21 protein-coding genes and 5 tRNA genes are annotated in these 21442 nt (G+C 55.8%); 15 read left to right on the forward strand and 11 right to left on the reverse strand.

The window, feature by feature from the left end; translation table 11 throughout:
• Positions 1-94 precede the first annotated feature (94 nt).
• The 3 genes from B4056_RS05690 (at position 95) to agp (ending at position 2087) form a co-directional block, all read left to right on the forward strand.
• Positions 95-182 (forward strand) — tRNA-Ser (locus tag B4056_RS05690).
• A gap of 34 nt (positions 183-216) precedes the next feature.
• A tRNA-Ser gene (locus tag B4056_RS05695) sits at positions 217-304 on the forward strand.
• 223 nt (positions 305-527) lie between these two features.
• Complete coding sequence (gene agp / locus B4056_RS05700; protein WP_288654094.1) at positions 528-2087, forward strand: bifunctional glucose-1-phosphatase/inositol phosphatase; 1560 nt, start codon at positions 528-530, stop codon at positions 2085-2087.
• Positions 2088-2137: 50 nt separating this feature from the next.
• Here the strand turns inward: agp and B4056_RS05705 are convergent, their stop codons facing one another.
• From B4056_RS05705 to wrbA, 3 genes are read right to left on the reverse strand one after another with little or no spacing between them, the layout of a single operon-like run.
• Positions 2138-3511 carry an NAD-dependent succinate-semialdehyde dehydrogenase gene (locus B4056_RS05705; RefSeq protein WP_288654096.1) on the reverse strand — a complete coding sequence of 458 codons (1374 nt, stop codon included), beginning with the start codon at positions 3509-3511 and terminating at the stop codon, positions 2138-2140.
• A 53-nt stretch (positions 3512-3564) separates the two neighbouring features.
• Complete coding sequence (locus B4056_RS05710; RefSeq protein ID WP_039383674.1) at positions 3565-3795, reverse strand: YccJ family protein; 231 nt, start codon at positions 3793-3795, stop codon at positions 3565-3567.
• Positions 3796-3813: 18 nt separating this feature from the next.
• Positions 3814-4413 carry an NAD(P)H:quinone oxidoreductase gene (wrbA, locus tag B4056_RS05715; RefSeq protein WP_065649652.1) on the reverse strand — a complete coding sequence of 200 codons (600 nt, stop codon included), beginning with the start codon at positions 4411-4413 and terminating at the stop codon, positions 3814-3816.
• Positions 4414-4682: 269 nt separating this feature from the next.
• Between wrbA and B4056_RS05720 the strand changes: the two genes are divergently transcribed.
• Positions 4683-5597 carry a DMT family transporter gene (locus B4056_RS05720; RefSeq protein WP_039383685.1) on the forward strand — a complete coding sequence of 305 codons (915 nt, stop codon included), beginning with the start codon at positions 4683-4685 and terminating at the stop codon, positions 5595-5597.
• On the opposite strand, the gene rutG is transcribed toward B4056_RS05720, so the two are convergent.
• From rutG to rutA, 6 genes are read right to left on the reverse strand one after another with little or no spacing between them, the layout of a single operon-like run.
• Entirely contained in the window at positions 5594-6919 is a 1326-nt protein-coding gene (gene rutG, locus B4056_RS05725) for a pyrimidine utilization transport protein G (protein WP_094111353.1), read from the reverse strand. The genes B4056_RS05720 and rutG overlap by 4 nt on opposite strands.
• A gap of 45 nt (positions 6920-6964) precedes the next feature.
• On the reverse strand, positions 6965-7486 hold the full coding sequence (gene rutF, locus B4056_RS05730) for an NADH-dependent FMN reductase RutF (RefSeq protein ID WP_039383691.1): 522 nt from the start codon (positions 7484-7486) through the stop codon (positions 6965-6967).
• A 16-nt stretch (positions 7487-7502) separates the two neighbouring features.
• Positions 7503-8306: a pyrimidine utilization protein D gene (rutD, locus tag B4056_RS05735; RefSeq protein WP_039383693.1), complete on the reverse strand. Its 804-nt coding sequence runs from the start codon at positions 8304-8306 to the stop codon at positions 7503-7505.
• Positions 8306-8701, reverse strand: coding sequence for a pyrimidine utilization protein C (gene rutC / locus B4056_RS05740; protein WP_039383696.1), 396 nt, complete (start codon positions 8699-8701; stop codon positions 8306-8308). Before rutC ends, rutD begins: the two co-directional genes overlap by 1 nt.
• 25 nt (positions 8702-8726) lie before the next feature.
• Positions 8727-9440 (reverse strand): pyrimidine utilization protein B, encoded by a 714-nt coding sequence (gene rutB / locus B4056_RS05745; protein ID WP_039383697.1) that lies wholly within the window; start codon positions 9438-9440, stop codon positions 8727-8729.
• The gene (gene rutA, locus B4056_RS05750) at positions 9440-10531 is read right to left on the reverse strand and encodes a pyrimidine utilization protein A (RefSeq protein ID WP_094111354.1); all 1092 of its coding nucleotides are present in this window, start codon (positions 10529-10531) and stop codon (positions 9440-9442) included. The genes rutB and rutA overlap by 1 nt, the downstream gene beginning before the upstream one ends.
• 292 nt (positions 10532-10823) lie before the next feature.
• On the opposite strand from rutA, the gene rutR reads away from it, so the two are divergent.
• Together rutR and B4056_RS05760 are read left to right on the forward strand one after the other, a co-directional pair.
• Entirely contained in the window at positions 10824-11459 is a 636-nt protein-coding gene (gene rutR, locus B4056_RS05755; protein WP_071668717.1) for an HTH-type transcriptional regulator RutR, read from the forward strand.
• A 19-nt stretch (positions 11460-11478) separates the two neighbouring features.
• Positions 11479-12453, forward strand: coding sequence for a metal-dependent hydrolase (locus B4056_RS05760; RefSeq protein ID WP_094111356.1), 975 nt, complete (start codon positions 11479-11481; stop codon positions 12451-12453).
• A gap of 41 nt (positions 12454-12494) precedes the next feature.
• Here the strand turns inward: B4056_RS05760 and cycA are convergent, their stop codons facing one another.
• Positions 12495-13886 carry a D-serine/D-alanine/glycine transporter gene (gene cycA, locus B4056_RS05765; protein WP_039383706.1) on the reverse strand — a complete coding sequence of 464 codons (1392 nt, stop codon included), beginning with the start codon at positions 13884-13886 and terminating at the stop codon, positions 12495-12497.
• Between the two features lie 286 nt (positions 13887-14172).
• Here cycA and B4056_RS05770 point away from each other — a divergent pair, with 286 nt between their 5' ends.
• From B4056_RS05770 to B4056_RS05780, 3 genes are all read left to right on the forward strand, one after another.
• Positions 14173-14871 (forward strand): extensin family protein, encoded by a 699-nt coding sequence (locus tag B4056_RS05770; protein WP_039385784.1) that lies wholly within the window; start codon positions 14173-14175, stop codon positions 14869-14871.
• Positions 14872-15697: 826 nt separating this feature from the next.
• Complete coding sequence (gene sdiA / locus B4056_RS05775; protein WP_094111358.1) at positions 15698-16420, forward strand: transcriptional regulator SdiA; 723 nt, start codon at positions 15698-15700, stop codon at positions 16418-16420.
• A gap of 123 nt (positions 16421-16543) precedes the next feature.
• A complete protein-coding gene (locus B4056_RS05780; RefSeq protein WP_094111359.1) occupies positions 16544-17155 on the forward strand; it encodes an acyl-homoserine-lactone synthase in 612 nt (203 codons plus the stop codon).
• 29 nt (positions 17156-17184) lie between these two features.
• Here B4056_RS05780 and B4056_RS05785 read toward each other — a convergent pair whose 3' ends face one another.
• Complete coding sequence (locus B4056_RS05785; RefSeq protein ID WP_039383713.1) at positions 17185-17412, reverse strand: DUF2594 family protein; 228 nt, start codon at positions 17410-17412, stop codon at positions 17185-17187.
• Positions 17413-17813: 401 nt separating this feature from the next.
• Here B4056_RS05785 and uvrY point away from each other — a divergent pair, with 401 nt between their 5' ends.
• The 6 genes from uvrY to B4056_RS05815 all read left to right on the forward strand — a co-directional run bounded on the left by uvrY (position 17814) and on the right by B4056_RS05815 (position 21353).
• Positions 17814-18473 (forward strand): UvrY/SirA/GacA family response regulator transcription factor, encoded by a 660-nt coding sequence (gene uvrY / locus B4056_RS05790; protein WP_039383715.1) that lies wholly within the window; start codon positions 17814-17816, stop codon positions 18471-18473.
• The gene (gene uvrC / locus B4056_RS05795; RefSeq protein ID WP_094111360.1) at positions 18466-20298 is read left to right on the forward strand and encodes an excinuclease ABC subunit UvrC; all 1833 of its coding nucleotides are present in this window, start codon (positions 18466-18468) and stop codon (positions 20296-20298) included. Before uvrY ends, uvrC begins: the two co-directional genes overlap by 8 nt.
• A gap of 68 nt (positions 20299-20366) precedes the next feature.
• Positions 20367-20915, forward strand: a complete 549-nt coding sequence (gene pgsA / locus B4056_RS05800) for a CDP-diacylglycerol--glycerol-3-phosphate 3-phosphatidyltransferase (RefSeq protein ID WP_039383718.1) — start codon at positions 20367-20369, stop codon at positions 20913-20915.
• Between the two features lie 149 nt (positions 20916-21064).
• Positions 21065-21140, forward strand: a tRNA-Gly gene (locus B4056_RS05805).
• A 42-nt stretch (positions 21141-21182) separates the two neighbouring features.
• A tRNA-Cys gene (locus B4056_RS05810) sits at positions 21183-21256 on the forward strand.
• An 11-nt stretch (positions 21257-21267) separates the two neighbouring features.
• Positions 21268-21353 (forward strand) — tRNA-Leu (locus B4056_RS05815).
• Positions 21354-21442 lie beyond the last annotated feature (89 nt).

The following is a 21442-nucleotide window of genomic DNA, read 5'->3' on the forward strand; positions in this document are numbered from 1 at the left end:
ACGGCAAAAAAAACAAATCTGGCTGTTTTTCAGCCGAACGATTCATTCACCGCTTTACATCATCCTGGGGGATGTTTATAGTGCGCCTCATTGCGGAGGGGTGGCCGAGTGGCTTAAGGCAGCGGTCTTGAAAACCGCCGATGGGAAACCATCCGAGAGTTCGAATCTCTCCTCCTCCGCCACTTTATCTCTGCAGATAAAGTACAATCTGTATCCGGAGGGATGGCCGAGTGGCTTAAGGCAGCGGTCTTGAAAACCGCCGATGGGAAACCATCCGAGAGTTCGAATCTCTCTTCCTCCGCCAAATTTAAAGAAGCCCGCAGCGATGCGGGCTTTTTGCTTTTCCCGCCCCGACCCTTCCTGCTGCTCTAACCCTGACGTTTGCTGCTATAGTCCATTCACAGTTTTTATAAACAGCGGGCGATTTTCGTCAGCAAGCTGAGTTACACTGTGCGGTAATTCGCTCTTTGGCGGGCTAATCGTTTGAATGCCAGAGTGTTTCACTGATGAATTATGGAATGGGCACAATGATCAAAAAACTGAGTCTTTGCGCGTTGTCAGTTGTTGCGGCGCTTCCGGTAAGCCTGTCAGCGACCGCAGCAGAAGGGGATATGCAGCTGCAGCAGGTGCTGATGCTGAGCCGTCACAATCTGCGTGCGCCGCTGGCGACAAACGGCAGCGCACTGGAGCAATCCACTAAAAAGAGCTGGCCGCAATGGGATGTGCCGGGCGGTGAACTCACCACCAAAGGTGGCGTGCTGGAAGTCTATATGGGTAAATATACCCGTCAGTGGCTGACGCAGCAGGGGCTGCTGGCTGGCGGCAATTGCCCGGATACCAGCGATGTTTTCATTTATGCAAATAGCCTTCAGCGCACCGTTGCGACCGCACAGTTTTTTGCTGCGGGTGCCTTTCCTGGCTGTGACGTTGCGGTAACGCATCAGGATGCCATGGGAACGATGGATCCCATCTTTAATCCGGTGATTACCGATGACAGCGAAGCGTTTAACAAAAAAGCGCTGGCGGCGATGACGGCAGAGAATGAGAAGCTGGCACTGAAGCCTGCGCTGCAGCGTCTGGAAAAGATTGTTGATTATAAATCGTCGCCTGCCTGCAATGGTAAAAAGCAGTGCACGCTGGACAGCGGTGATAACACTTTCAGCGCAGATAATGGCAAAGAGCCAGGCGTCAGCGGTCCGCTGAAAATCGGTAATTCCATTGTTGATGCGTTCACGCTGCAATATTACGAAGGTTTCCCGGCAGAGCAGGTTGCCTGGGGGCAGATTAAAACGCCTGAGCAGTGGAAAGAGCTGGCGTCAGTCAAAAACGGTTATCAGGATGCGCTCTTCAGCTCGCCAGAGGTTGCGCGTGAAGTTGCTGCACCGCTGGTGGATTACATCCGCAGCCAGCTGGTTGATGAAGATAAGGCCGGCGCACCTAAAGTAACGCTGATGGTAGGGCACGATTCAAATATCGCCTCGCTGCTCAGCGCGCTGCAGGTGAAGCCTTACACTCTGCCGGGCAACGATGAGAAAACCCCTATCGGCGGACAGGTTGTATTTGAACGCTGGCACGATGGCAAAAATAACAAAGATCTGCTGAAAATAGAGTATGTCTATCAGACCGCCGATCAGCTGCGTAACGCAGATGTGCTGAGCCTCAAAAATCCGCCAAAACGTGTCACGCTGCAGCTTGCCGGCTGTGATACTGATGCCAATGGCTATTGCAGCTGGGAGCAGTTCTCTGCGGCGCTGAACAGCGCACTGCAGGGGACGCCTATGCAGCCTGCGGCCGCGCAGGAAGCGAAGCCGCAGCAGGCAGCAGACAATGCGCCGGACGCGAAAGCTGCCGCAGAGAAACCGGCTGACGATAACGCTAAAGCTAAAGCTGAACAGGCGGCTGCTGATAAAGCGAAAGCAGACGCCGCCGCTGATAAAGCGGCGGCTGATAAAGCGAAAGCGGACAAAGCAGCAGAAGATAAAGCGAAAGCTGATGCTGCTGCAGCGCAAAACGCGCAGCCGGAGGCGGCATCCGGTAAACCCGCCGCTGAGGCAAAGCCAGCTCAGCAACCTGCTACCGCAGGTTAACCGGCAGCAGGCTATAAAAAACCCCGCTCTGGCGGGGTTTTTTTTGGTCGTCAGCCGGCAATAACCACCAGCTTCTGATTGGCAAACTCTTTCAGACCGAGATCGGAAAGTTCACGCCCGTAACCGGAGCGTTTTATCCCGCCAAAGGGGAGCTCAGCTGCGGTGTCACTCTGTGAATTGATAAACACCATGCCGGTTTCAATCTGTGACGCCAGCCGGCGCGCGCGCGCCATATCCCGCGTCCAGATAGATCCGCCAAGGCCATAGTGTGAATCGTTCGCCAGCGCCACGGCAGCCTCATCACTCTCTGCAATATAGAGCTGCGCAACCGGGCCAAAAAACTCCTGATAATAAGCGGGATTATCGGGCGTCAGCCCGGTCAGCAGAGTGGGCTGATAGTAGCATCCGACGCCTTCAATAACGCGCCCGCCAAAGCGCAGCTCTGCGCCATGCTCTACCGCCTCTTCAACCTGTCGCGCCAGCCGGTCGCGCGCATCAAGGGAAGAGAGCGGTCCGAGCGTGGTTTTTTCATCCAGCGGATCGCCCGGCACAGCGGACTGCAGCGCGGCGCTGAATTTGCTCATGAACGCCTCGGCGATCTGCGCGTGCACAATAAACCGTTTAGCAGCGGTGCAGACCTGTCCGCAGTTGCTCAGACGTGCCTGCACGCCCTGGCGTACCGCTTCATCCAGGTCAGCATCGTCCAGAACAATAAAGACGTCATTGCCACCCAGTTCAAGAGTGGATTTTTTCAGGTGTTTGCCCGCCTGCTGTGCAACCGCACTGCCGGCGCGTTCGGAGCCGGTCAGCGCCACGCCCTGAACGCGATCGTCAGCGATAAGATCCGCCACCTGCTCATTGAAGATAAACAAATTACTCCAGGCACCTTCTGGTGCACCCGCTTCACGTACCAGTTGCTCAAAGATATCCGCGCAGTGCGGCACAATATTGGCATGTTTTGCCAGCACCGGATTACCCAGCGCCAGATTAGGTGCCAGAACACGCATCAGCTGATAATAAGGGAAGTTCCATGGTTCAACCGCAACGATAACGCCAATCGGATGATATTCCACCCAGGCTTCCCCGATTTCGCTGGCGTAGGGCTGAGGCTGCAGAAAAGCAGCGGCATGCTCAGCGTAATATCGCGCAATGCTGATGCAGATGCTGACTTCACCACGGCTCTGACCAATCAGCTTGCCCATTTCGCGACTCGCTATGGTGGCCAGCTCCTCTTTGCGCTGCTCCATGAGATCGGCCAGGCGGCTCAGCACCTGAAGGCGTGGCTGGATGTCACCTTTGCTCCAGGCTGAGTGGTAGAGCGCATCTGCGGTTTCGAGCGCCTGGTACACCCGGGCGTCATCATGTGTCTCCCAGTTTTTCAGCAGCTGATTATTTGCCGGATTGATGCTCTGGTAAGCCGTCATCGCGTCCCCCTGTTGGTGTTGCCATAAAAAAGGCGGGCCATGCCCGCCGGTTCTCACACGTTTTTGCGCTCGACAGGGACGTTGTCCCATGTCAGAACATCCTGATCGGTTTTATCAAACGCGCGCATCAGCACATCATCATTGCCCTGCTGCTCCCAGATCTGCTCTGCCAGTTTTTCATCGTAATTGGCAACTTCAAAGATCGCTTCTGCAATTTCCGGGGACGTCTGACGAATTTTCGCCCATTCGCCGACGCGATGTGCTCTGGACTGGTCTGTAGACATAATGATCTCCTGTTGAGTTTATCCTTTGAGTTTTACCGCCAGAGTGGCGACATGTTCACCCTGATAGCGGGCAATTTGCAGCTCTTCAGGCGTGGGCTGGCGTGAACCATCGCCGCCTGCCAGCGTCGACGCACCATAAGGCGTTCCGCCGCGCACCTGTGAGATATCAAACATCTCTTTAGTGCCGTAGCCGATTGGAATAATGACCATGCCGTGATGGGCAAGCGTAGTCCATACTGACGTTATCGTCAGTTCCTGGCCCCCGCCGGTACCGGTAGAAGTAAACACGCTGGCCAGTTTTCCATGCAGTGCGCCTGAGGCCCACAGCCCGCCGGTACGGTCCCAGAAGTTGCGCATCTGGCCTGACATGTTGCCAAAGCGGGTCGGCGTGCCGACGATAATGGCATCATACTGCGTCAGATCGTCCGGCGTTGCCTCAGCTGCCTGCTGATCGACCTTGCCGCCAACCTCAGCAAAGCGCGCCGCATCCATACTCTCCGGCACGCGCAAAATAGTCACTTCGGCTCCGCTGACGCGCTGCACGCCTTCTGCAACCGCCTGCGCCATGGTTTCCACATGTCCATACATTGAGTAATAGAGCACCAGAACTTTTGCCATTGTGGTTCTAACCTCCCGGTAAGATAAGTAAAAAGAGTATAGAAGAGCATGCGCGGGCTGCCGGGAAATGGCGCTGCTGCCCGCTGAGATTTAGCACGCTTAAAAATTTAACGTTATGATTTTTAGTATTAAAATGGCATTTTTTCAGATGAGTCGTAATTCTGAACGCGAATCACATTGCTGCACGCTGAGCAGATAACCCCGGCCGGCTGTTGCGCCTGCGGGCCGGGTTACGCCAGAATGACGCCTGGCTACTTATCAGGTGTTCTATGTCTGCGTTACCTGCACGTCTTTATCTGCGCATTACCCGTCAGGAACTGGTGCTGATTTTCATCACCATGGTCTGGGGCGGCACGTTTCTGGTGGTGCACCGCGCCATGGCATACTCCGGTCCGTTTTTTTTTGTCGGACTGCGATTTGCCACGGCGTCACTGCTGCTGGCCTGTTTTTTCTGGCGCTATCTGCGCGCGCTGACCTGGCTTGAAATCAGAGCGGGCACAATGATTGGCCTGGCTATTGCGGGCGGTTATGGCCTGCAAACCTGGGGGATGCAGACTATCTCCAGCAGCCAGTCTGCCTTTCTGACGGCGCTCTATGTTCCGGTGGTGCCGCTGCTGCAGTGGCTGGTGCTGCGCCGGCCGCCGGGCATTATGGCATGGCTGGGCATTGCGCTGGCGTTCAGCGGCCTGGTGCTGGTGGCGGGGCCGCAACAGAGCGGCATCGCCCTCAGCGCCGGGGAGAGCGCGACCCTGCTGAGCACGCTGGCGATTGCTGCCGAGATCATTCTGATTAGCCGCTATGCCGGACAGGTGGATGTGCGGCGGGTAACGCTGGTGCAGCTGCTGGTCGCCTCCGCTTGCGCCTTTCTGTTTATGATCCCGAATGGTGAAGCGCTGCCGTCGTTTTCTCTGCCGCTGGTGCTGAGCGCTGCAGGCCTGGGCGCCGCCAGCGCCCTGATTCAGGTGACGATGAACTGGGCCCAGCGCAGTGTGTCACCGGTACGCGCTACGGTAATTTATGCCGGAGAGCCTGTCTGGGCGGGAATTGTCGGGCGTCTCGCGGGGGAGCGACTGCCTGCGGCCGCGCTGCTGGGCGGTGCGCTGATTGTCTGTGGCGTGATTGTCAGTGAGCTGCGGCTGCGGCGTAAGAAAGCGGTGCCCGATGAGGCACCGCAGAAGCCTTAACCGTGTGGCTGTGCAGCTGAACCGGCCGGCGCGCGGCTACGGTGCTGCAGAATGGCGTTCAGGATAATGGCGCCAAAGGTCGCGGTGCCGATACCGCCGAGCGTGAAGCTGCCGATCTTAAGCGCAAAATCGCCGGCGCCCAGAACCAGCGTGGTAGCGACCATGATCAGATTACCGTTCTGCCCGAGATCGACCTGATTCTGCAGCCAGATACGGGCACCGGCCACCGCAATCAGGCCAAATACCACGATAGACGCGCCGCCTATGACCGGTGCTGGCACGGTATGGATGAGTGCGCCAAATTTCGGTGAAAAACCCAGCAGTATTGCGATCAAGGCCGCGGCGACGAACGCCAGCGTAGAGTAGACGCGCGTAACCGCCATGACGCCTATGTTTTCGGCATAGGTTGTCACGCCGCTGCCGCCGGCAGAGCCAGAGAGCATAGTGGCCAGACCGTCGCCAACAAACGCCCGGCCCATCCACGGATCGAGATTGCGTCCGGTCATAGCTGCTACCGCTTTAATATGCCCCAGATTTTCAGCGACCAGAATAATGGCGACCGGCGCAATCATCACTATCGCCTGCAGGTCGAACACAGGGGCGGTCGTATGCGGCACGCCAAACCAGGCGGCGTGCGCCACGCCGCTGAAATCCACCGGTTTACCGAGGCCGAAGCCATTGGTCAGCAGCGCATAGAACGCCCAGGCCACGATCAGCCCTGCCAGGATCAACAGGCGCTGTACCAGCCCGCGCGTCATGACCGCCACCAGTCCGATACAGAGCACCGTCAGCACCGCCATCCAGCTGTCAAACAGGGTGGCAGAAACACTGTGCACCGCAATCGGCGCCAGGTTCAGGCCAATCGCCATAACGACGGCGCCGGTGACGACCGGCGGCATCAGGCGCTCAATCCAGCCGGTACCCACTTTCATCACAATCAGACCAATCAGGGTATAGAGCGCGCCGCAGGCGATAATGCCGCCCAGCGCCACGGAGAGGTGAGTGTTAAGGCCCTGGCCGGTGAAACCGGTGACCGCAATCACTACGCCCACAAAAGCGGCGCTGGAACCGAGATAGCTCGGTACGCGCCCGCCGGTAATAAAAAAGAACAGCAGCGTACCGATCCCGGAGAGTAACACAGCGAGATTGGCATCCAGCCCCATCAGCAGCGGCATCAGTACCGTTGCGCCAAACATTGCGACCGCATGCTGCAGCCCAAGCACCAGCGTCTGCCCGAGCGGCAGCGTCTCGTCCGGGGCAATCAAGCCGTCGTCGGTCATTGCTGACTTAACGCGCCAGCGTGGAAACCAGGTACTCGCCATAGATCATCTCCTGAGAGTGAGTAGAACAGGCCGCGTTATGCGGTATCAGCGGGCATCCTGCCGGGAGAAGGTGTGATAACCGCGATCGAACCAGGCGAGCCCCTGGCGTGCCTCGCCCTGGGCCACGGCCAGCACCGTACAGAACAGAATATCGTGTGTGCCAACGCTGACCCGCTGTGTTATCTCGCAGTCAAAGGAGATCAGCGCGGCCTCCAGCAGCGGAGCACCGCTGGCAAGCGTCTGCCACTGCGCGGCGGCAAAGCGATCCGCCATCGCGGTTTTGCCCCCGAACAGCGTGGAGAGGGCGTGCTGGTCTGCCGAGAGGGTATTGACGCAGAGTGCACGGTTATCGCGAAACGCCGGCCAGGCTGAGGCGGAGCGGTTCAGGCAGACCAGCAGCGTCGGCGGGGAGTCGGTCACGCTGCAGACGGCGGAGGCGGTAAAGCCAGCCACGCCTGCCGGGCCATCGGTGGTGATAACATTAACGGCTGCACCCAGCTGCGCCATAGCGTTGCGAAAGGTGTCGCGATCGACTGCGGGTAAATCCGGAAGGGCATGTAGGCTCATGTTCAGACTCCTGATCTCAGCCCGCTGCCAGACAGGCGGGCTGAGCGGTCTCAGCCAGCCAGCGCAGCAGCAGCGTGTTAAAATTATCGCTATCGGTCACGCTCATGGCGTGGCCGCCCCACGGCATGGTCAGCAGCTGGCCCTGCGGCAGCGCTGCCGCCAGCTGTGCTGAACAGCTCCACGGCACCAGCAGATCGTCCTGGCTGCAGATCGCCAGCACCGGCTGGGTGATGCGCGCGGCGCAGGCACGAAAATCTGCCGTTTTCAGCGCGTGCAGACGACGCAACAGATTCTCTGCGCCCTGAAAGTGCTGCTGGTGATGCCTCTCTTCTGCCTCAGCGCGCGCCTGATGCTGCGCCAGCCATTCGGCAGGATAGAGAAACAGCGGCTGAGCGCGTACAAAGGCTTCGGTACCCGCCTGCAGCAGCAGATCCTCTCTGACCTTAAAACAGCGCGCGGTATGGGGGCTGAGCGTCAGCCAGCCGTTAATGACCGCCACGCGCTCAACCCGATCGGGGTGATCCAGCGCCATTTGCAAACCAATCAGCCCCCCAAGCGCATGGCCAGCCACGCTGTAGCGCGCGATCTGATGCTGTTCCAGCGCCTCCGCCAGCTCGGCTGCCATCATCGCCAGGCTGTAACCCTCAGGCAGCGGTGCTGCACTGCGCCCGGTGCCGCGCTGATCGTATGTGACAACGCGGTAGCGGGTGCTGAGCGCCGCCAGCTGTGGCTGCCAGAATCCGGCAACGCCACCAAGGCCTGATGCGAGGACCAGCGTGGGCGCATCGGCAGTGGTCAACCCGTGGATATCCAGCTTCATTACGCCTCCGCCTGTCCGATGTGCGCCACAGACGCAATCTCAACCAGCGCGTCAGGTTTTACCAGACCGCACTGAATACAGAAGCGCGCGGGCTTATCGCCGGGAAAATAGTCGGCATAGACCTGATTCACGGCGGCGTAGTGCTGCCAGTCGGTAATGAAAATAGAGTTGAACGTGACATCTGCCATGCAGCCGCCGGCGGTTTCAATGACGTTTTTGATGGTCTCCAGCACGTGGCGGGTTTGCGCGGCCGCATCGCCGACGTGAACCACGTTATTGTCCGCATCGAACGGCAGGGTGCCGGAAACGTACACCACGCCGTCAGCCAGCGTTCCGGGTACGAACGGGGCGATCGGCGTACTGCTGCCAGCCGGGATAATGACGCGTTTGGGCATAGTCTGATCTCCTGATAACGAAAAGTTACTGACCCTGCAGGGCTTCGCAGAACGTTTGTGTATCGCTGACCCAGCCGAAAAACGTTTCGATATTGAACAGCGCGGCCTGCTGCGCAAAATCAGGTCCGGCCTGATGCGTGGCGTCAGCCAGTACCACGCCGAAATATTCCAGAAAGAAGCCGTCACGCAGCGTGGACTCGACGCAGACGTTGGTGGCGATGCCGGTAAAAATCAGATGACGGATCCCGCGGCTGCGCAGCATGCTGTCGAGCGGCGTATTGAAAAAGCCGCTGTAGCGCGGTTTTGGCAGCACGATATCGCCCGGTTCGGGCGTCAGCGCATCCACCAGCGCATAATCCCAGGTGCCTTTCGCCAGCAGGGTGCCCTGCAGCTCAGGCTGGCGGCGCATGGTTTTCAGCGCATTAGATTTGTGAAAATTGGGGGAGCCCGCATCGCCCGCCTCTGTGTAATCGCTGTCCCAGCCGTTCTGGAACCAGATAATCTGTACGCCGGCAGCGCGTGCCGCGGTGACCGCCTGATGAATTCTGGCGATAACCGGCTCGGTGGCAGAGACATCAAATCCCGCCAGGTCGAGATAGCCGCCTTTAGTGGCGTAGGCATTCTGCATGTCGACGACAATCAGCGCGCTCTGAGCCGGAGGCAGGGCGATCGCCTCCGGACGGGCGGGCAGAGTGATATGCGGTGTGGTGCCGGTGTGTGCGCAGGTGACGGTTTTCATTATGCTACCTCCTGCGCCGCGGCGATCACGTTGCGACGGCACTGCATCAGCGGCTGTATGCGCTGGCCGAACGCTTCAATACCCTCCAGGAAATCATCAAAGGTCAGCAGCACGCCGTGCGTACCATCAACCTGAGCCACTTCATCCAGCATGCGTGCCACGCTGGCAAAGGAGCCAACTAACGTGCCCATATTGATGTTAACGGCGGAGGTCGGGTCAGCCATCTGACGCACGTTAGTATCGCTGCCTGAACGGGTATCCTGCTGGCTCTGAGTCGTGAGCCACGCGAGTGCCTCTTCGTCGGCGCCCGCTTTGTAGTGCTCCCATTTTGCGCGGGCCGCTTCGTCGCTCTCGGCGGCGATGATCATAAACAGAACGTAGGAGCCGACGTCGCGGCCCGCCTGCTCAGCAGCAAGCTTCATGCGGGCTGCGGTCGGTGCAAAGGCGGCTGGCGTATTAACGCCCTTACCAAAGCAAAAGTTATAGTCGGCATGCTGAGCTGAAAATGCCATGCCCGCATCACTCTGTCCGGCGCATATCACCTTCATCGGCTTCTGCGGCCGTGGACTGACGCGACAGTCGTTCATCGTGAAAAAATCACCTTTGAAGTCGCTCTGGCCGGTTCCCCATAAATCGCGCAGCACCGTGACATACTCAGTCAGGTATTGATAACGGCTGGCAAAATAGTCATCGCCCGGCCAGATCCCCATCTGCTCATACTCTGGTTTCTGCCAGCCGGTGACGAGGTTTACGCCAAAGCGTCCGCCAGAAATTGAGTCGATGGTCGCAGCCATACGCGCCACGATGGCGGGTGGCAGCGTCAGCGTGGCAGCCGTGGCGTAGATCTCAATCCGCGAGGTGACCGCCGCCAGGCCGGCCATCAGCGTAAAGGACTCCATATTGTGATCCCAGAACTCCGTTTTGCCGCCGAAGCCGCGCAGCTTGATCATTGAGAGTGCAAAATCGAAGTGATAGTGCTCAGCGCGCTGCACAATCGCTTTATTGAGTTCAAAAGTAGGCATGTACTGCGGCGCATGCGTAGAGATCAGCCAGCCGTTATTGCCAATCGGAACAAAGACACCAATTTTCATATGTCACCTCTTTGCATTGATAGGACGGTTTCACGCGCTGCGCTGCTTCCTGCACGCATCCTGCGGGCGGCGCTCTCTCTTAGTTGCAAGTCGCGTGCCACATAAATAATTTTTATATTTATCATCAGGATATGAACCGCCGATCGGCCAGCCGGGACGGCACCGCGATTTTCAGACCATTTGGTCAAAACAAATGCACAGCAATCAGGCAGCCGTCGGGCAAAAAAGGTGCAGCCCGCCATATCTGCCAGCTGTGTTATGATGTGAATTCACGACAGGGAGAGGTAACAGCATGAAAAATGATGAGAAAAAACCGCGCCGTCGTTCGCAGGCGGCGACCGCAAAACGCGCCGCTATCCTGCAGGCGGCGCTGGCGCTGTTTTCCCAGTTCGGTATTCATGGCACCAGCCTTGACCGGGTGGCTGAGGGAGCAGAGGTGTCAAAAACGAATCTGCTCTACTATTACCCTTCAAAGGAAGTGTTGTATGTCGCCGTGCTGAAAGAGATTCTGGATGTCTGGCTGGCACCGCTGCGCGCGCTGCGCGCCGACCAGGATCCCCTGACGGCCATTCGCCACTATATTCGCCTGAAGCTTGAGGTCTCCCGCGATCATCCTCAGGCATCGCGGCTGTTCTGTCTGGAGATGCTGCAGGGCGCACCACTGCTGCGTGGTGAACTGGCGGGCGACCTGAAAGCACTGGTAGAGAGTAAGGCGGCAATAGTCGAGCAGTGGATCAGCGCCGGACAGCTGGCTGCCGTTCAGCCGCAGCATCTCTTTTTTATGCTCTGGGCCACCACGCAGCACTATGCTGACTTTGCCTCCCAGGTTGAGGCGGTCACCGGGCAGACGCTGCAGGATCCCGACTTTTTTGCACAGACGTTGCAGAACGTAGAGCGGATGATTATCGAAGGCATTCGCGTGCGCTAACGATTGAGGGAGGAGAAGCATGGATTCGCTGTCGCAACTGGCGCTGGGCGCTGCAGTTACCGTTGCCGTCATGAACCGCCGGGTACCGGTATGGCAGGCGGCCCTGGCGGGGGCAGTCGCCGGCACGCTGCCGGATCTGGATGTGTTCGTCGATCACGGCGACGCAATACGCAATATGACGCTGCATCGCACCGAGAGCCATGCGCTGCTGATCCTGACGCTGCTGGCGCCGCTGGCCGGCTGGCTGGCCGCCGGGATCACCCGCAGCAAAGCGCACTGGCGCAGCTGGTGCCTGGCCCTCTGGCTGGCGCTGATCACCCATCCGCTGCTCGATCTCACTACCGTGTATGGTACGCAGCTTGGGCTGCCGCTCACTGACTATCCGTTTGCCATCGGCAGTATGTTTATTGTCGATCCGCTCTATACGCTGCCGCTGCTTATCGCACTGGGCGTAGCGCTATGGCGGCGTGATGCCACCGGCGTGCGCTGGACCCGCCTGGGCCTGTTAATCAGCACGCTTTATCTGGGCTGGAGCATGGTGATACAGGGCGTCGCCACGCGGCAGATTGAACAGCAGCTGGCGCAGCAACACGTTGTATCACAGCGGCTGCTGGTCACGCCGACGGCGTTCAACACGCTGGTCTGGCGCACGGTCATTATTACGCCCGATCGCTATGGCGAAGCGTACTGGTCGCTGTTTTCACCCGGGCGGCCGTTACAGATTGCGTGGCACGATCGTCAGATGGCGCTGCTGACCCCTTTTAAAGGGCAGTGGCATGCGGAGCGCGTTGTCTGGTTCAGTCACGGTTTTTACGCGCTGCGTCAGCAGGCAGGCAATACGCTGATTAGCGATTTGCGTATGGGTGAGGCGCCCGATTACACCTTTACTTTTAATCTTGGCAGGCCGGAAGCGCCAGCAGCGGCGCCGCAGCGTGAGGCGGCCGCACACCCGTCACTCCAGCGTGCCTGGCATCAGTTCCGGCAGCGGTTATAAATGAAAAAGGCCCGCTGATGCGGGCCTTAAACAGAACGGGATCAGGCTTTACGGCGTCGCAGCAGCCAGCCCATGGTGAGCAGCATAAACCACAGCGGCGTAACCATCAGCGCCTGACGGGTATCCTCCTGCAGCGTCAGCAGCACCAGCACGAAAGCAAAAAATGCCATGCAGACCCAGCACATAATTTTGCCCAGCGGCATCTTAAACGTTGACGACGCGTGACGCTGCGGATGCTGTTTACGGTAGGCCAGGTAGCTGCAGAGAATGATGGTCCAGACAAACATAAACAGAATGGCGGATACCGTGGTCACCATGGTAAACACCGTCATCACGTCCGGGATCAGGTAGATCAGCGCGACGCCGCCCAGCAGACAGAGACAGGAGAAGAACAGGCCGGTGGTGGGCACGGCGCGCGCGGAGAGACGACCAAACGCCTTATGCGCTACCCCCTGTTCTGCCAGGCCATACAGCATGCGGCTGGTAGAGAAGATGCCGCTGTTGGCTGACGAGGCCGCTGAGGTCAGTACCACAAAGTTAACGATGCTCGCAGCAGCGGGCAGGCCAATCAGCACAAACATCTCTACAAACGGGCTGCGATCCGGCATCACCTGATTCCATGGCGTAACGGCCATGATCACCAGCAGTGCCAGCACGTAAAACATAATAATGCGCAGCGGTATGGCATTGATGGCGCGGGGCAGGACCTTGTGCGGATCTTTGGTCTCTGCCGCGGCGGTGCCTACCAGCTCAATACCGACAAAAGCGAACACGGCAATCTGGAAGCCGGCGAAAAAGCCGCTCAGCCCTTTCGGGAACATCCCGCCATGCTGCCAGATATTGCTGAGCGATGCCGTGCTGCCGCCGGGTGAAGGGTAGTGCGTACTGACCAGCACAATACCGGTAATAATCAGGGCAACAATGGCGACAATTTTGATAATTGCGAACCAGAACTCCATTTCCCCGAAGAGTTTGACGGTGGCAATATTCAGCGCCAGAAAGACAAAGACGCACAGCAGCGCGCTCATCCAGATAGAGAATCCGGGGAACCAGAGCTGAAAATAGGCGCTGATGGCAACCACGTCAGCGATGCCGGTAACGACCCAGCAGAACCAGTAGGTCCAGCCGGTAAAATAGCCCGCCCACGGGCCGAGCAGATCGGCCGCGAAATCGCTGAACGATTTATATTCCAGATTAGAGAGCAGCAGCTCTCCCATTGCGCGCATAACAAAAAACAGCATGAAGCCGATGATCATATAAACAAAAACGATCGACGGCCCCGCCAGGCTGATGGTTTTGCCTGACCCCATAAAGAGCCCGGTTCCGATAGCGCCACCAATCGCAATAAGCTGAATATGACGGTTATGCAGGTTGCGCCGGAGTTTTTCCGGCTGTTCAGCCTCACTGAGGGCTGCTTTGGATTGATCAACCATAAAGATAGCTTTCCTGTCTTGATGTTGTGTCAGCTCTGATGGCTGTTGAAATACGTGCCTTTGCACAGGGCTAGAGCGCATAAGATAGAGGAAAGGCCACCGGGTCTGGTAATTGTTTTTTAACCTTTGTGACCTTTTGCGTTTTTTGCTCTGTCAGCAAATATTTACATGGTTGCTCTTTTAGTCACTTTGCGTAAATAAGCAGCACTTTTTCCCGGAAGAACAGGCAGATGAGGCAAGCCAGCTACACTTAGTCACAGGTTTGCAAAGTGATAAGGCAGAGACCGTGCGCGCACTCATTGCGACAGGAATAATTGCTCTGGTGGGGTGGTGGAGCTTGCCCTGGCTGAAATCGCAGCTTCCGGCGCAGTGGAATCCGTTTATTCCGCTTAACGTCACGGATGCGCCAGGCTGGATAACACGTTACAAGCTGGAGAAACTGCGTCACGATCCAGCCGCCTGTCTGGCGGTGCTGGAGCGCGCCAGTGCGCAGGGACGGGTAAGTTTTCGCACGACGCCTCCGGTGCGGGGTAACTGCACAATTGAACAGCCGGTTCGTATCAGCCAGTTTGGGCCGGTTACGCTCAGCAGCAGTTTTCTTGCCAGCTGTCCGATGGCCGTGGCAAGTACGATGTATGTCACGCGCAGTAATGCTGCATTACAGCAGGCGGGTATCACCAGTCCGCTGCGGCGTATTGAGCATGTTGGCAGCTACGCCTGCCGCAACGTCTATCATCGCCAGGAGGGACGCCGCAGCGAACACGCTACGGCAGAGGCGTGGGATGTCACCGCTTTTCAGCTGGCCGATGGCCGCTGGTTACGGGTCGCCAGAAACTGGCAGCAGCCCGCCAGCAGCGCGGCGGGTTTGCATGCACTCTGGCGCAACGGCTGTGCCAGCTTTGGAAACGCACTGGGACCAGACTACAACGCAGCTCATACCACACACTTTCATCTGGGCATGCGCGGCGGTGGATTCTGCCGCTGATGCGGCAGGCTGTTAATTTTAAAAGCCGGGCAGGCTTAATAGTTAATTTGCGCCAACGCTATTTTAGATCCAGTTCCTCAAAGACGCAGAAGGCGTGATTACAAATGAGAACCATTACCCGACTAATTTTTATGTTTGAAATAAGTCTGCCTTAAATAACACTCATCTGTTTTAATAATGAGATATCTCCGGTGAATTTATTTACTCTCCAAAAGAAAAACCGGGTGCCAGCGTCAGATTGTTCAGGCTATCTGCAGCGGACATCATCGCGTTAAAACAGAATTATATTGGTTATCCGCCTCACTCTGTTTTCATTCCAGCGGCTGATGACAGCGTATGCAACTGCGGCAGGCAGTTTATGCCGATAAAATGCGTAGTCGCGCATGGCGCAGGCATCAGCGTGGTGCGGATACAGATAGCTCAGGGTTGCCGATTGCCGGAGGTAACTTTATTTATCAGTGGAATTAAAAATCGTCCATGACTAAATCATTTAGCGCTTTTAACTGAAGGTAAATGTCTCTGCTAATCATTATTTTACTTAAAATCGATGCTAAACTTTTATCCATCTAATAATTAATTTTAATGGGTGGAAGATTGAAACTTTATCAGAAAAATCCTATGCTGGTTTCACGTATCTTTATGCGCCTGAGGCCCGGCAGTCAGGTCACTGCGGCGCTCGCTTTATGGCAACAATTCGATAACTTTCCGGCTGTATAACGCAATCTACAGCAGGAGCCTTTTTATTCATTCTGTTCAGATTACGTCTCACCGATATAATCGGACAAGCATCAGGTTAATAAAAGACGTTAAATACGTCAGGATAATAATGACTACCGATAATTATTTTGTCTGGCGAGCCGAAACAGCAAAAGCGTTTCAGGGGTTGACGGAGGTGGTGCAATTAAAAGCACTGTTGCAAAAGCAAATCGTCGCTCTGGGATTCGACTTCTTTGCCTTTTTTGTGCAGCAGCCGGTTCCCTTCACCCGACCGCGTTTTTTCCTGTTCAGCACCTACCCTGAATCCTGGATCCTGCATTATGAGCGGCATAACTACTATGCCGTCGATCCTGTACTGCGGCTTTGTCAGCAGCCCGGAAAAGGGATTGAGTGGTGTGCTGAGATTTTCACCGGGGCGGCTAATCTTTGGCCAGATGCGCAGGCAGCGGGAATCCTGAGCGGCTTTTCTTGCTCAGCGATGGCATCAAATCGTGCCATTGGTATATTATCAATAGCATCACGTCAGCCCGGACGCTCCAGGCACCGCACCGTTGAGCTTGAGGTACAGATAAACTTTCTGGCGGACCTGAGCTTACGGGTTCTTGAGCGCTTAAAAGATAGCTCAATGGTGGTGCTGGCTAAGGGATTTAGCGAGCGGGAGCTGGAAATTTTGAAATGGACAGCTGAAGGAAAAACCTCGGCAGAGATTTCGCTTATTTTGGCAATATCAGAACATACGGTGAATTTTCACCAAAAAAACATGCAAAAACGTTTTAACGTTTCAAATAAAACGCAGATAGCGTGTTATGCCGCAGCGACAGGTCTGATATAGCAAAAGGCAACTACTAATACTGGTAGTTCCCTATCCGTATTGAGTTGTCTACCCTGCGCCGGAAACTTAGCCAGGCTGGCACGATAAAAATCATTGCACACATGGGGATGTCAGAGGCGCATGATGAAAATAATTCAAACACAGCTAAAGGATATGCCTTCCTCACTGCTAGCCGAACTGGGTACCTATCGTTATAGCGTGTTTGCGCGTGGCGAAGGCTGGTCAATTCCTCCGCGGCTGAGCACACCGGGGCAGGAGTACGATCGCTACGACCGTTCAGACGTGACCTGGCTTATCGCCTGGAATGCACGTAAAGGCATTTGTGGCTGCGCGCGATTACTGCCGTGGCATGAACCGGAAGTGGCTGAAGGTATTCTTCTGCCGTTTGCGCAGGATAAGGTTTGGGAGATGTCACGCTACTCAGCACGGCTGGAGGTGGATGCGGAATTACCGCTGAATATCCTGTGGCACTCGGTGCAGCTGGCAGAGCTGAGCGGCATGGAGTATCTGATTAGCTCGGCCACGCCGATGCTGGAGAAGATGTTTGCACAGCATAATGTGGTTTATGAACCGCTGACGCCAGGGTTGATCCAGTCGGAGGATAATCTGTTCGCTATCCGTATCCCGGTTGAACAGCCGGCACTGGCGGAAAAATATCGCGGCACGCGGCGCTTTAGTCCGGAAGAGGTGCTGCCTTCGCTCGGCGTCTCCGTTAACTGGCAGGCGCACAATTAATACCCCGTGCAGCGCACGGGGCTGGCCGCTTACTGACGGTAAGCGGTTTTGATCTGACGGATCGTGTTGCTGAATACTTCAGCCTGGGGCTTATCAGCCAGCGCATTTTGCACATAGCGTTCCATATTGATAATTACTTTACCGGCGTCTGCCTGTCCCATGCCTTTGAGAATCAGAGTAATCATCATTTTGAGGCAGGCAACTTCATCAGCCAGTGCCTGAGTGTCACGCGACGTTACGAAATCTTCATCACTCATCTTCAACTCCCTGGTGGTATCGATTTACACAGATTCTGTCTTTCCGTGCATAAAACAGAGAGTATATCATAGGTTTGCTTTCTCATTCAGAGGCCAGAAAAATCATTATTCGATCCAGTTAAAGGCAGGGCAGTGCAGACCGTTTTGGCTCGCCTGATACTTTTTCGGCTTAAAAAAAGAAAACAGGCAGATTTATTACAACATGCTGTTATTCAATGAAATGTTAAATAAAAAAGCTGTTTAGTTTGCAGAAAATGGATTTTTTTCTGAAAAGATTTAATTATTTGATTTAGATCATTGCGTCGCAGGTTGTTCTGGTATGTCTGATGTTCAATGCGCATAAAAAACGCTAAGATTACGCTCTTTTTTAATTACCTTTCTAACCTGCGGAGTATGTCCCGTTGATCAGCCTGCTGCTTGTTGATGACCATGAACTGGTACGTGCCGGTATTCGTCGCATTCTGGAAGATATCAAAGGACTGGTCATTGCCGGCGAAGCGGCGTGCGGAGAGGATGCAGTAAAATGGTGCCGTCAGCACACGGTGAATGTCGTTCTGATGGACATGAATATGCCGGGTATCGGCGGACTGGAAGCGACGCGCAAAATTGTCCGCTACAACCCCGATATTCGCATCATTATGCTGACTATTCACACCGAAAACCCGCTGCCGGCCCGGGTAATGCAGGCGGGCGCCTCAGGCTATCTGAGCAAAGGCGCTGCGCCTCAGGAGGTGGTCAGCGCCATTCGCGCCGTCCACGCTGGACAGCGCTATATCGCCTCAGATATCGCTCAGCAAATGGCGCTGAGCCAAATCGAGCCGCAGAAAGCGGAATCGCCCTTCAGTTGTTTGTCGGAACGGGAATTGCAGATTATGCTGATGATTACCCGGGGACAAAAAGTTACGGAGATATCCGAACAGTTGAACCTGAGCCCGAAAACCGTTAACAGCTACCGCTATCGTATGTTCAGTAAGCTAAACATCAGCGGTGATGTAGAGTTAACGCATCTGGCCATTCGTCATGGTCTGTTCAACGCGGAGCCATTAATAAGTAGTGAGTGAACTCTTTAATCCCAAAGCCTTTCTCAGCACCGTAACCAGCCAGCCTGGCGTCTACCGAATGTATGACGCGGCCGGTACGGTGATCTATGTCGGTAAAGCCAAAGACCTTAAAAAACGCCTCAGCAGCTACTTTCGTGCGCAGACTGGCAGCCGTAAAACGGATGTGCTGGTCAGTAATATTTGCAATATCGACGTTACGGTTACGCATACTGAGACCGAAGCGCTGCTGCTGGAGCATAACTACATCAAGCTTTACCAGCCGCGCTATAACGTGCTGCTGCGCGATGATAAATCGTACCCATATATTTTTCTCAGCGGTGATACACACCCCCGGCTGGCGATGCATCGCGGTGCCAAACACGCCAAAGGTGAATATTTCGGTCCGTTTCCGAATGGCTACGCGGTACGCGAGACGCTCGGCCTGCTGCAGAAAGTCTTTCCTATTCGCCAGTGCGAGAACAGCGTCTACCGCAATCGCTCGCGTCCCTGTTTGCAGTATCAGATTGGACGCTGCCTCGGTCCGTGCGTAGCCGGTCTGGTCAGCGAAGAGGAGTATGCCCGGCAGACAGACTATGTGCGGCTGTTTCTGGCCGGTAAAGATGATCAGGTCATCAACCAGCTGGTAGTGCATATGGAGGCGGCAAGTCAGGGATTGCGTTTTGAAGAGGCGGGGCGGCTGCGCGATCAGATTCAGGCCGTACGCCGCATTACTGAAAAACAGTTTGTCTCAAATCAGGGTGACGATCTTGATGTCATGGGCGTGGCCTATGATGCGGGCATGGCCTGTCTGCACGTGCTGTTTATCCGCCAGGGGAAAGTACTGGGAAGCCGCAGCTATTTCCCCAAAGTCCCGCCTGACACTGAGCTGACGGAAGTGGTGCAGACCTTTGTCGGGCAGTTTTATCTGCAGGGAAGCGAGGCGCGCACCCTGCCCGGAGAGATCCTGCTGGATTTTAACCTGGCAGAACGCAACCTGCTGGCTGAATCACTCAGTACGCTGGCTGGTCGCAAAGTCAATATACAGACCAAGCCGCGCGGCGATCGGGCACGCTATCTCAAGCTGGCGCGCACCAACGCGGCAACGGCGCTGACCACTAAGCTGTCGCAGCACTCCACTATTCAGCAGCGGCTTGCCGCGCTGGCTTCCTGGCTGAAGCTGGAGAGCATTCAGCGCATGGAGTGTTTTGATATCAGCCATACCATGGGTGAGCAGACTATCGCCTCCTGCGTGGTGTTTAATCAGGATGGCCCGCTGCGTTCTGATTACCGGCGTTACAATATCGAGGGGATCACGCCGGGCGACGATTACGCGGCGATGAATCAGGTGCTGCGCCGCCGTTATGGCAAAGCGCTGGAGCAGGATAAAATTCCGGATGTCATTTTGATTGATGGCGGTAAGGGTCAGCTGGCGCAGGCGAAAGAGGTATTTGCGGAACTGGATGTCAGCTGGGATAAACAGCACCCGATTCTGCTTGGTGTCGCTAAAGGCAGCGATCGCAAGGCGGGACTGGAGACGCTGTTTTTTGAAGCGGAAGGTGAGGGCGTTTCTCTGCCGCCGGATTCGCCAGCCCTGCATGTCATTCAGCATATTCGTGATGATGCTCACAATCATGCAATTTCAGGCCACCGTAAAAAACGCGCCAAAGTGAAGAACACCAGCGCGCTGGAAAGTATTGAAGGCATCGGACCTAAACGGCGTCAGCAGCTGCTGAAGTATATGGGAGGCCTGCAGCCGCTGATGAACGCCAGCGTGGATGAAATCGCCCGCGTGCCCGGTATCTCCTTTGCCCTGGCTGAAAAAATATACCACTCGCTGAAACACTAACATTGAAACAGGGGGGGCAATGTAGGAACATACGTTAAACCCTACACACACCAGACAGTTACTGGCATATGCAATATAACATCCCAACGTGTCTTACCCTGTTTCGCGTTTTTTTGATTCCTTTTTTTGTACTGGCGTTCTACCTGCCGTTTTACTGGGCGCCTTTTGCGACAGCGCTGATTTTTGTTATTGCCGCCATAACGGACTGGTTTGACGGCTTTCTGGCGCGTCGCTGGAAACAAACCACGCGCTTTGGTGCATTTCTCGATCCGGTGGCTGATAAGGTCATGGTCGCTATGGCGCTGGTGCTGGTTGCGGAATATTTCCACGCGTGGTGGATAACCCTGCCTGCTGCCACCATGATCGCCCGCGAGATTATTATCTCTGCGCTGCGTGAATGGATGGCGGAAATTGGCAAGCGCAGCAGCGTTGCCGTCTCATGGATTGGTAAAGTCAAAACCACGGCGCAGATGCTCTCACTGGTTGCGCTGCTGTGGCGTCCTGATGCTACGGTAGTAGGCGTTGGCGTGGTCGCACTCTATATCGCGGCAGTGCTGACATTCTGGTCGATGTTTCAGTATCTGAGCGCAGCACGCGGCGATCTGCTCGATAGCTGATCGATACGATTCAAAAAGCAGCAAACAGACGCAGTGGGTGATAATTTTATTGACTCACTGCGTGAGATAAGTAGAATGCATCGCATCGAACGGCAGCACAGCTGCAAGAAGCTGAATAAAAACAGCAAGTTCGGTAAAGCAGCAGTTATGCGGGAATAGCTCAGTTGGTAGAGCACGACCTTGCCAAGGTCGGGGTCGCGAGTTCGAGTCTCGTTTCCCGCTCCAGTTTCAGCAATGGGTCACTGACCGGTTGCACATCAGAATAAAGGCGCGTTGGCAGAGTGGCCATGCAACGGATTGCAAATCCGTCTACCTCGGTTCGACTCCGGGACGCGCCTCCAGTTTATACCCTGCCCGGGTGGTGAAATCGGTAGACACAAGGGATTTAAAATCCCTCGGCTTATGGTCGTGCGGGTTCAAGTCCCGCCCCGGGCACCATACAAAACACCGAATTAAAAAAGCACTATAAGTAATGTCGTAACCGCCTTCAGGCGGTTTTTTTGTGTCTGCTGTTTTTCATTCCTGAC

The organism is Pantoea sp. UBA7232, from assembly GCF_002473195.1.
Taxonomy (GTDB): Bacteria; Pseudomonadota; Gammaproteobacteria; order Enterobacterales; family Enterobacteriaceae; genus Pantoea; species Pantoea eucrina.

Excerpts from the sequence above, each read along its gene's own strand:
- rutB (WP_039383697.1), bottom strand. The coding sequence starts at position 9,440 with ATGAAAACCGTCACCTGCGCACACACCGGCACCACACCGCATATCACT.
- sdiA (WP_094111358.1), top strand. The coding sequence starts at position 15,698 with ATGACTACCGATAATTATTTTGTCTGGCGAGCCGAAACAGCAAAAGCG.
- B4056_RS05720 (WP_039383685.1), top strand. The coding sequence starts at position 4,683 with ATGTCTGCGTTACCTGCACGTCTTTATCTGCGCATTACCCGTCAGGAA.
- B4056_RS05760 (WP_094111356.1), top strand. The coding sequence starts at position 11,479 with ATGGATTCGCTGTCGCAACTGGCGCTGGGCGCTGCAGTTACCGTTGCC.
- rutR (WP_071668717.1), top strand. The coding sequence starts at position 10,824 with ATGAAAAATGATGAGAAAAAACCGCGCCGTCGTTCGCAGGCGGCGACC.
- B4056_RS05780 (WP_094111359.1), top strand. The coding sequence starts at position 16,544 with ATGAAAATAATTCAAACACAGCTAAAGGATATGCCTTCCTCACTGCTA.
- B4056_RS05785 (WP_039383713.1), bottom strand. The coding sequence starts at position 17,412 with ATGAGTGATGAAGATTTCGTAACGTCGCGTGACACTCAGGCACTGGCT.
- rutD (WP_039383693.1), bottom strand. The coding sequence starts at position 8,306 with ATGAAGCTGGATATCCACGGGTTGACCACTGCCGATGCGCCCACGCTG.
- rutG (WP_094111353.1), bottom strand. The coding sequence starts at position 6,919 with ATGGCGAGTACCTGGTTTCCACGCTGGCGCGTTAAGTCAGCAATGACC.
- pgsA (WP_039383718.1), top strand. The coding sequence starts at position 20,367 with ATGCAATATAACATCCCAACGTGTCTTACCCTGTTTCGCGTTTTTTTG.
- B4056_RS05710 (WP_039383674.1), bottom strand. The coding sequence starts at position 3,795 with ATGTCTACAGACCAGTCCAGAGCACATCGCGTCGGCGAATGGGCGAAA.
- agp (WP_288654094.1), top strand. The coding sequence starts at position 528 with ATGATCAAAAAACTGAGTCTTTGCGCGTTGTCAGTTGTTGCGGCGCTT.
- rutA (WP_094111354.1), bottom strand. The coding sequence starts at position 10,531 with ATGAAAATTGGTGTCTTTGTTCCGATTGGCAATAACGGCTGGCTGATC.
- rutF (WP_039383691.1), bottom strand. The coding sequence starts at position 7,486 with ATGAGCCTACATGCCCTTCCGGATTTACCCGCAGTCGATCGCGACACC.
- cycA (WP_039383706.1), bottom strand. The coding sequence starts at position 13,886 with ATGGTTGATCAATCCAAAGCAGCCCTCAGTGAGGCTGAACAGCCGGAA.
- wrbA (WP_065649652.1), bottom strand. The coding sequence starts at position 4,413 with ATGGCAAAAGTTCTGGTGCTCTATTACTCAATGTATGGACATGTGGAA.
- rutC (WP_039383696.1), bottom strand. The coding sequence starts at position 8,701 with ATGCCCAAACGCGTCATTATCCCGGCTGGCAGCAGTACGCCGATCGCC.
- B4056_RS05705 (WP_288654096.1), bottom strand. The coding sequence starts at position 3,511 with ATGACGGCTTACCAGAGCATCAATCCGGCAAATAATCAGCTGCTGAAA.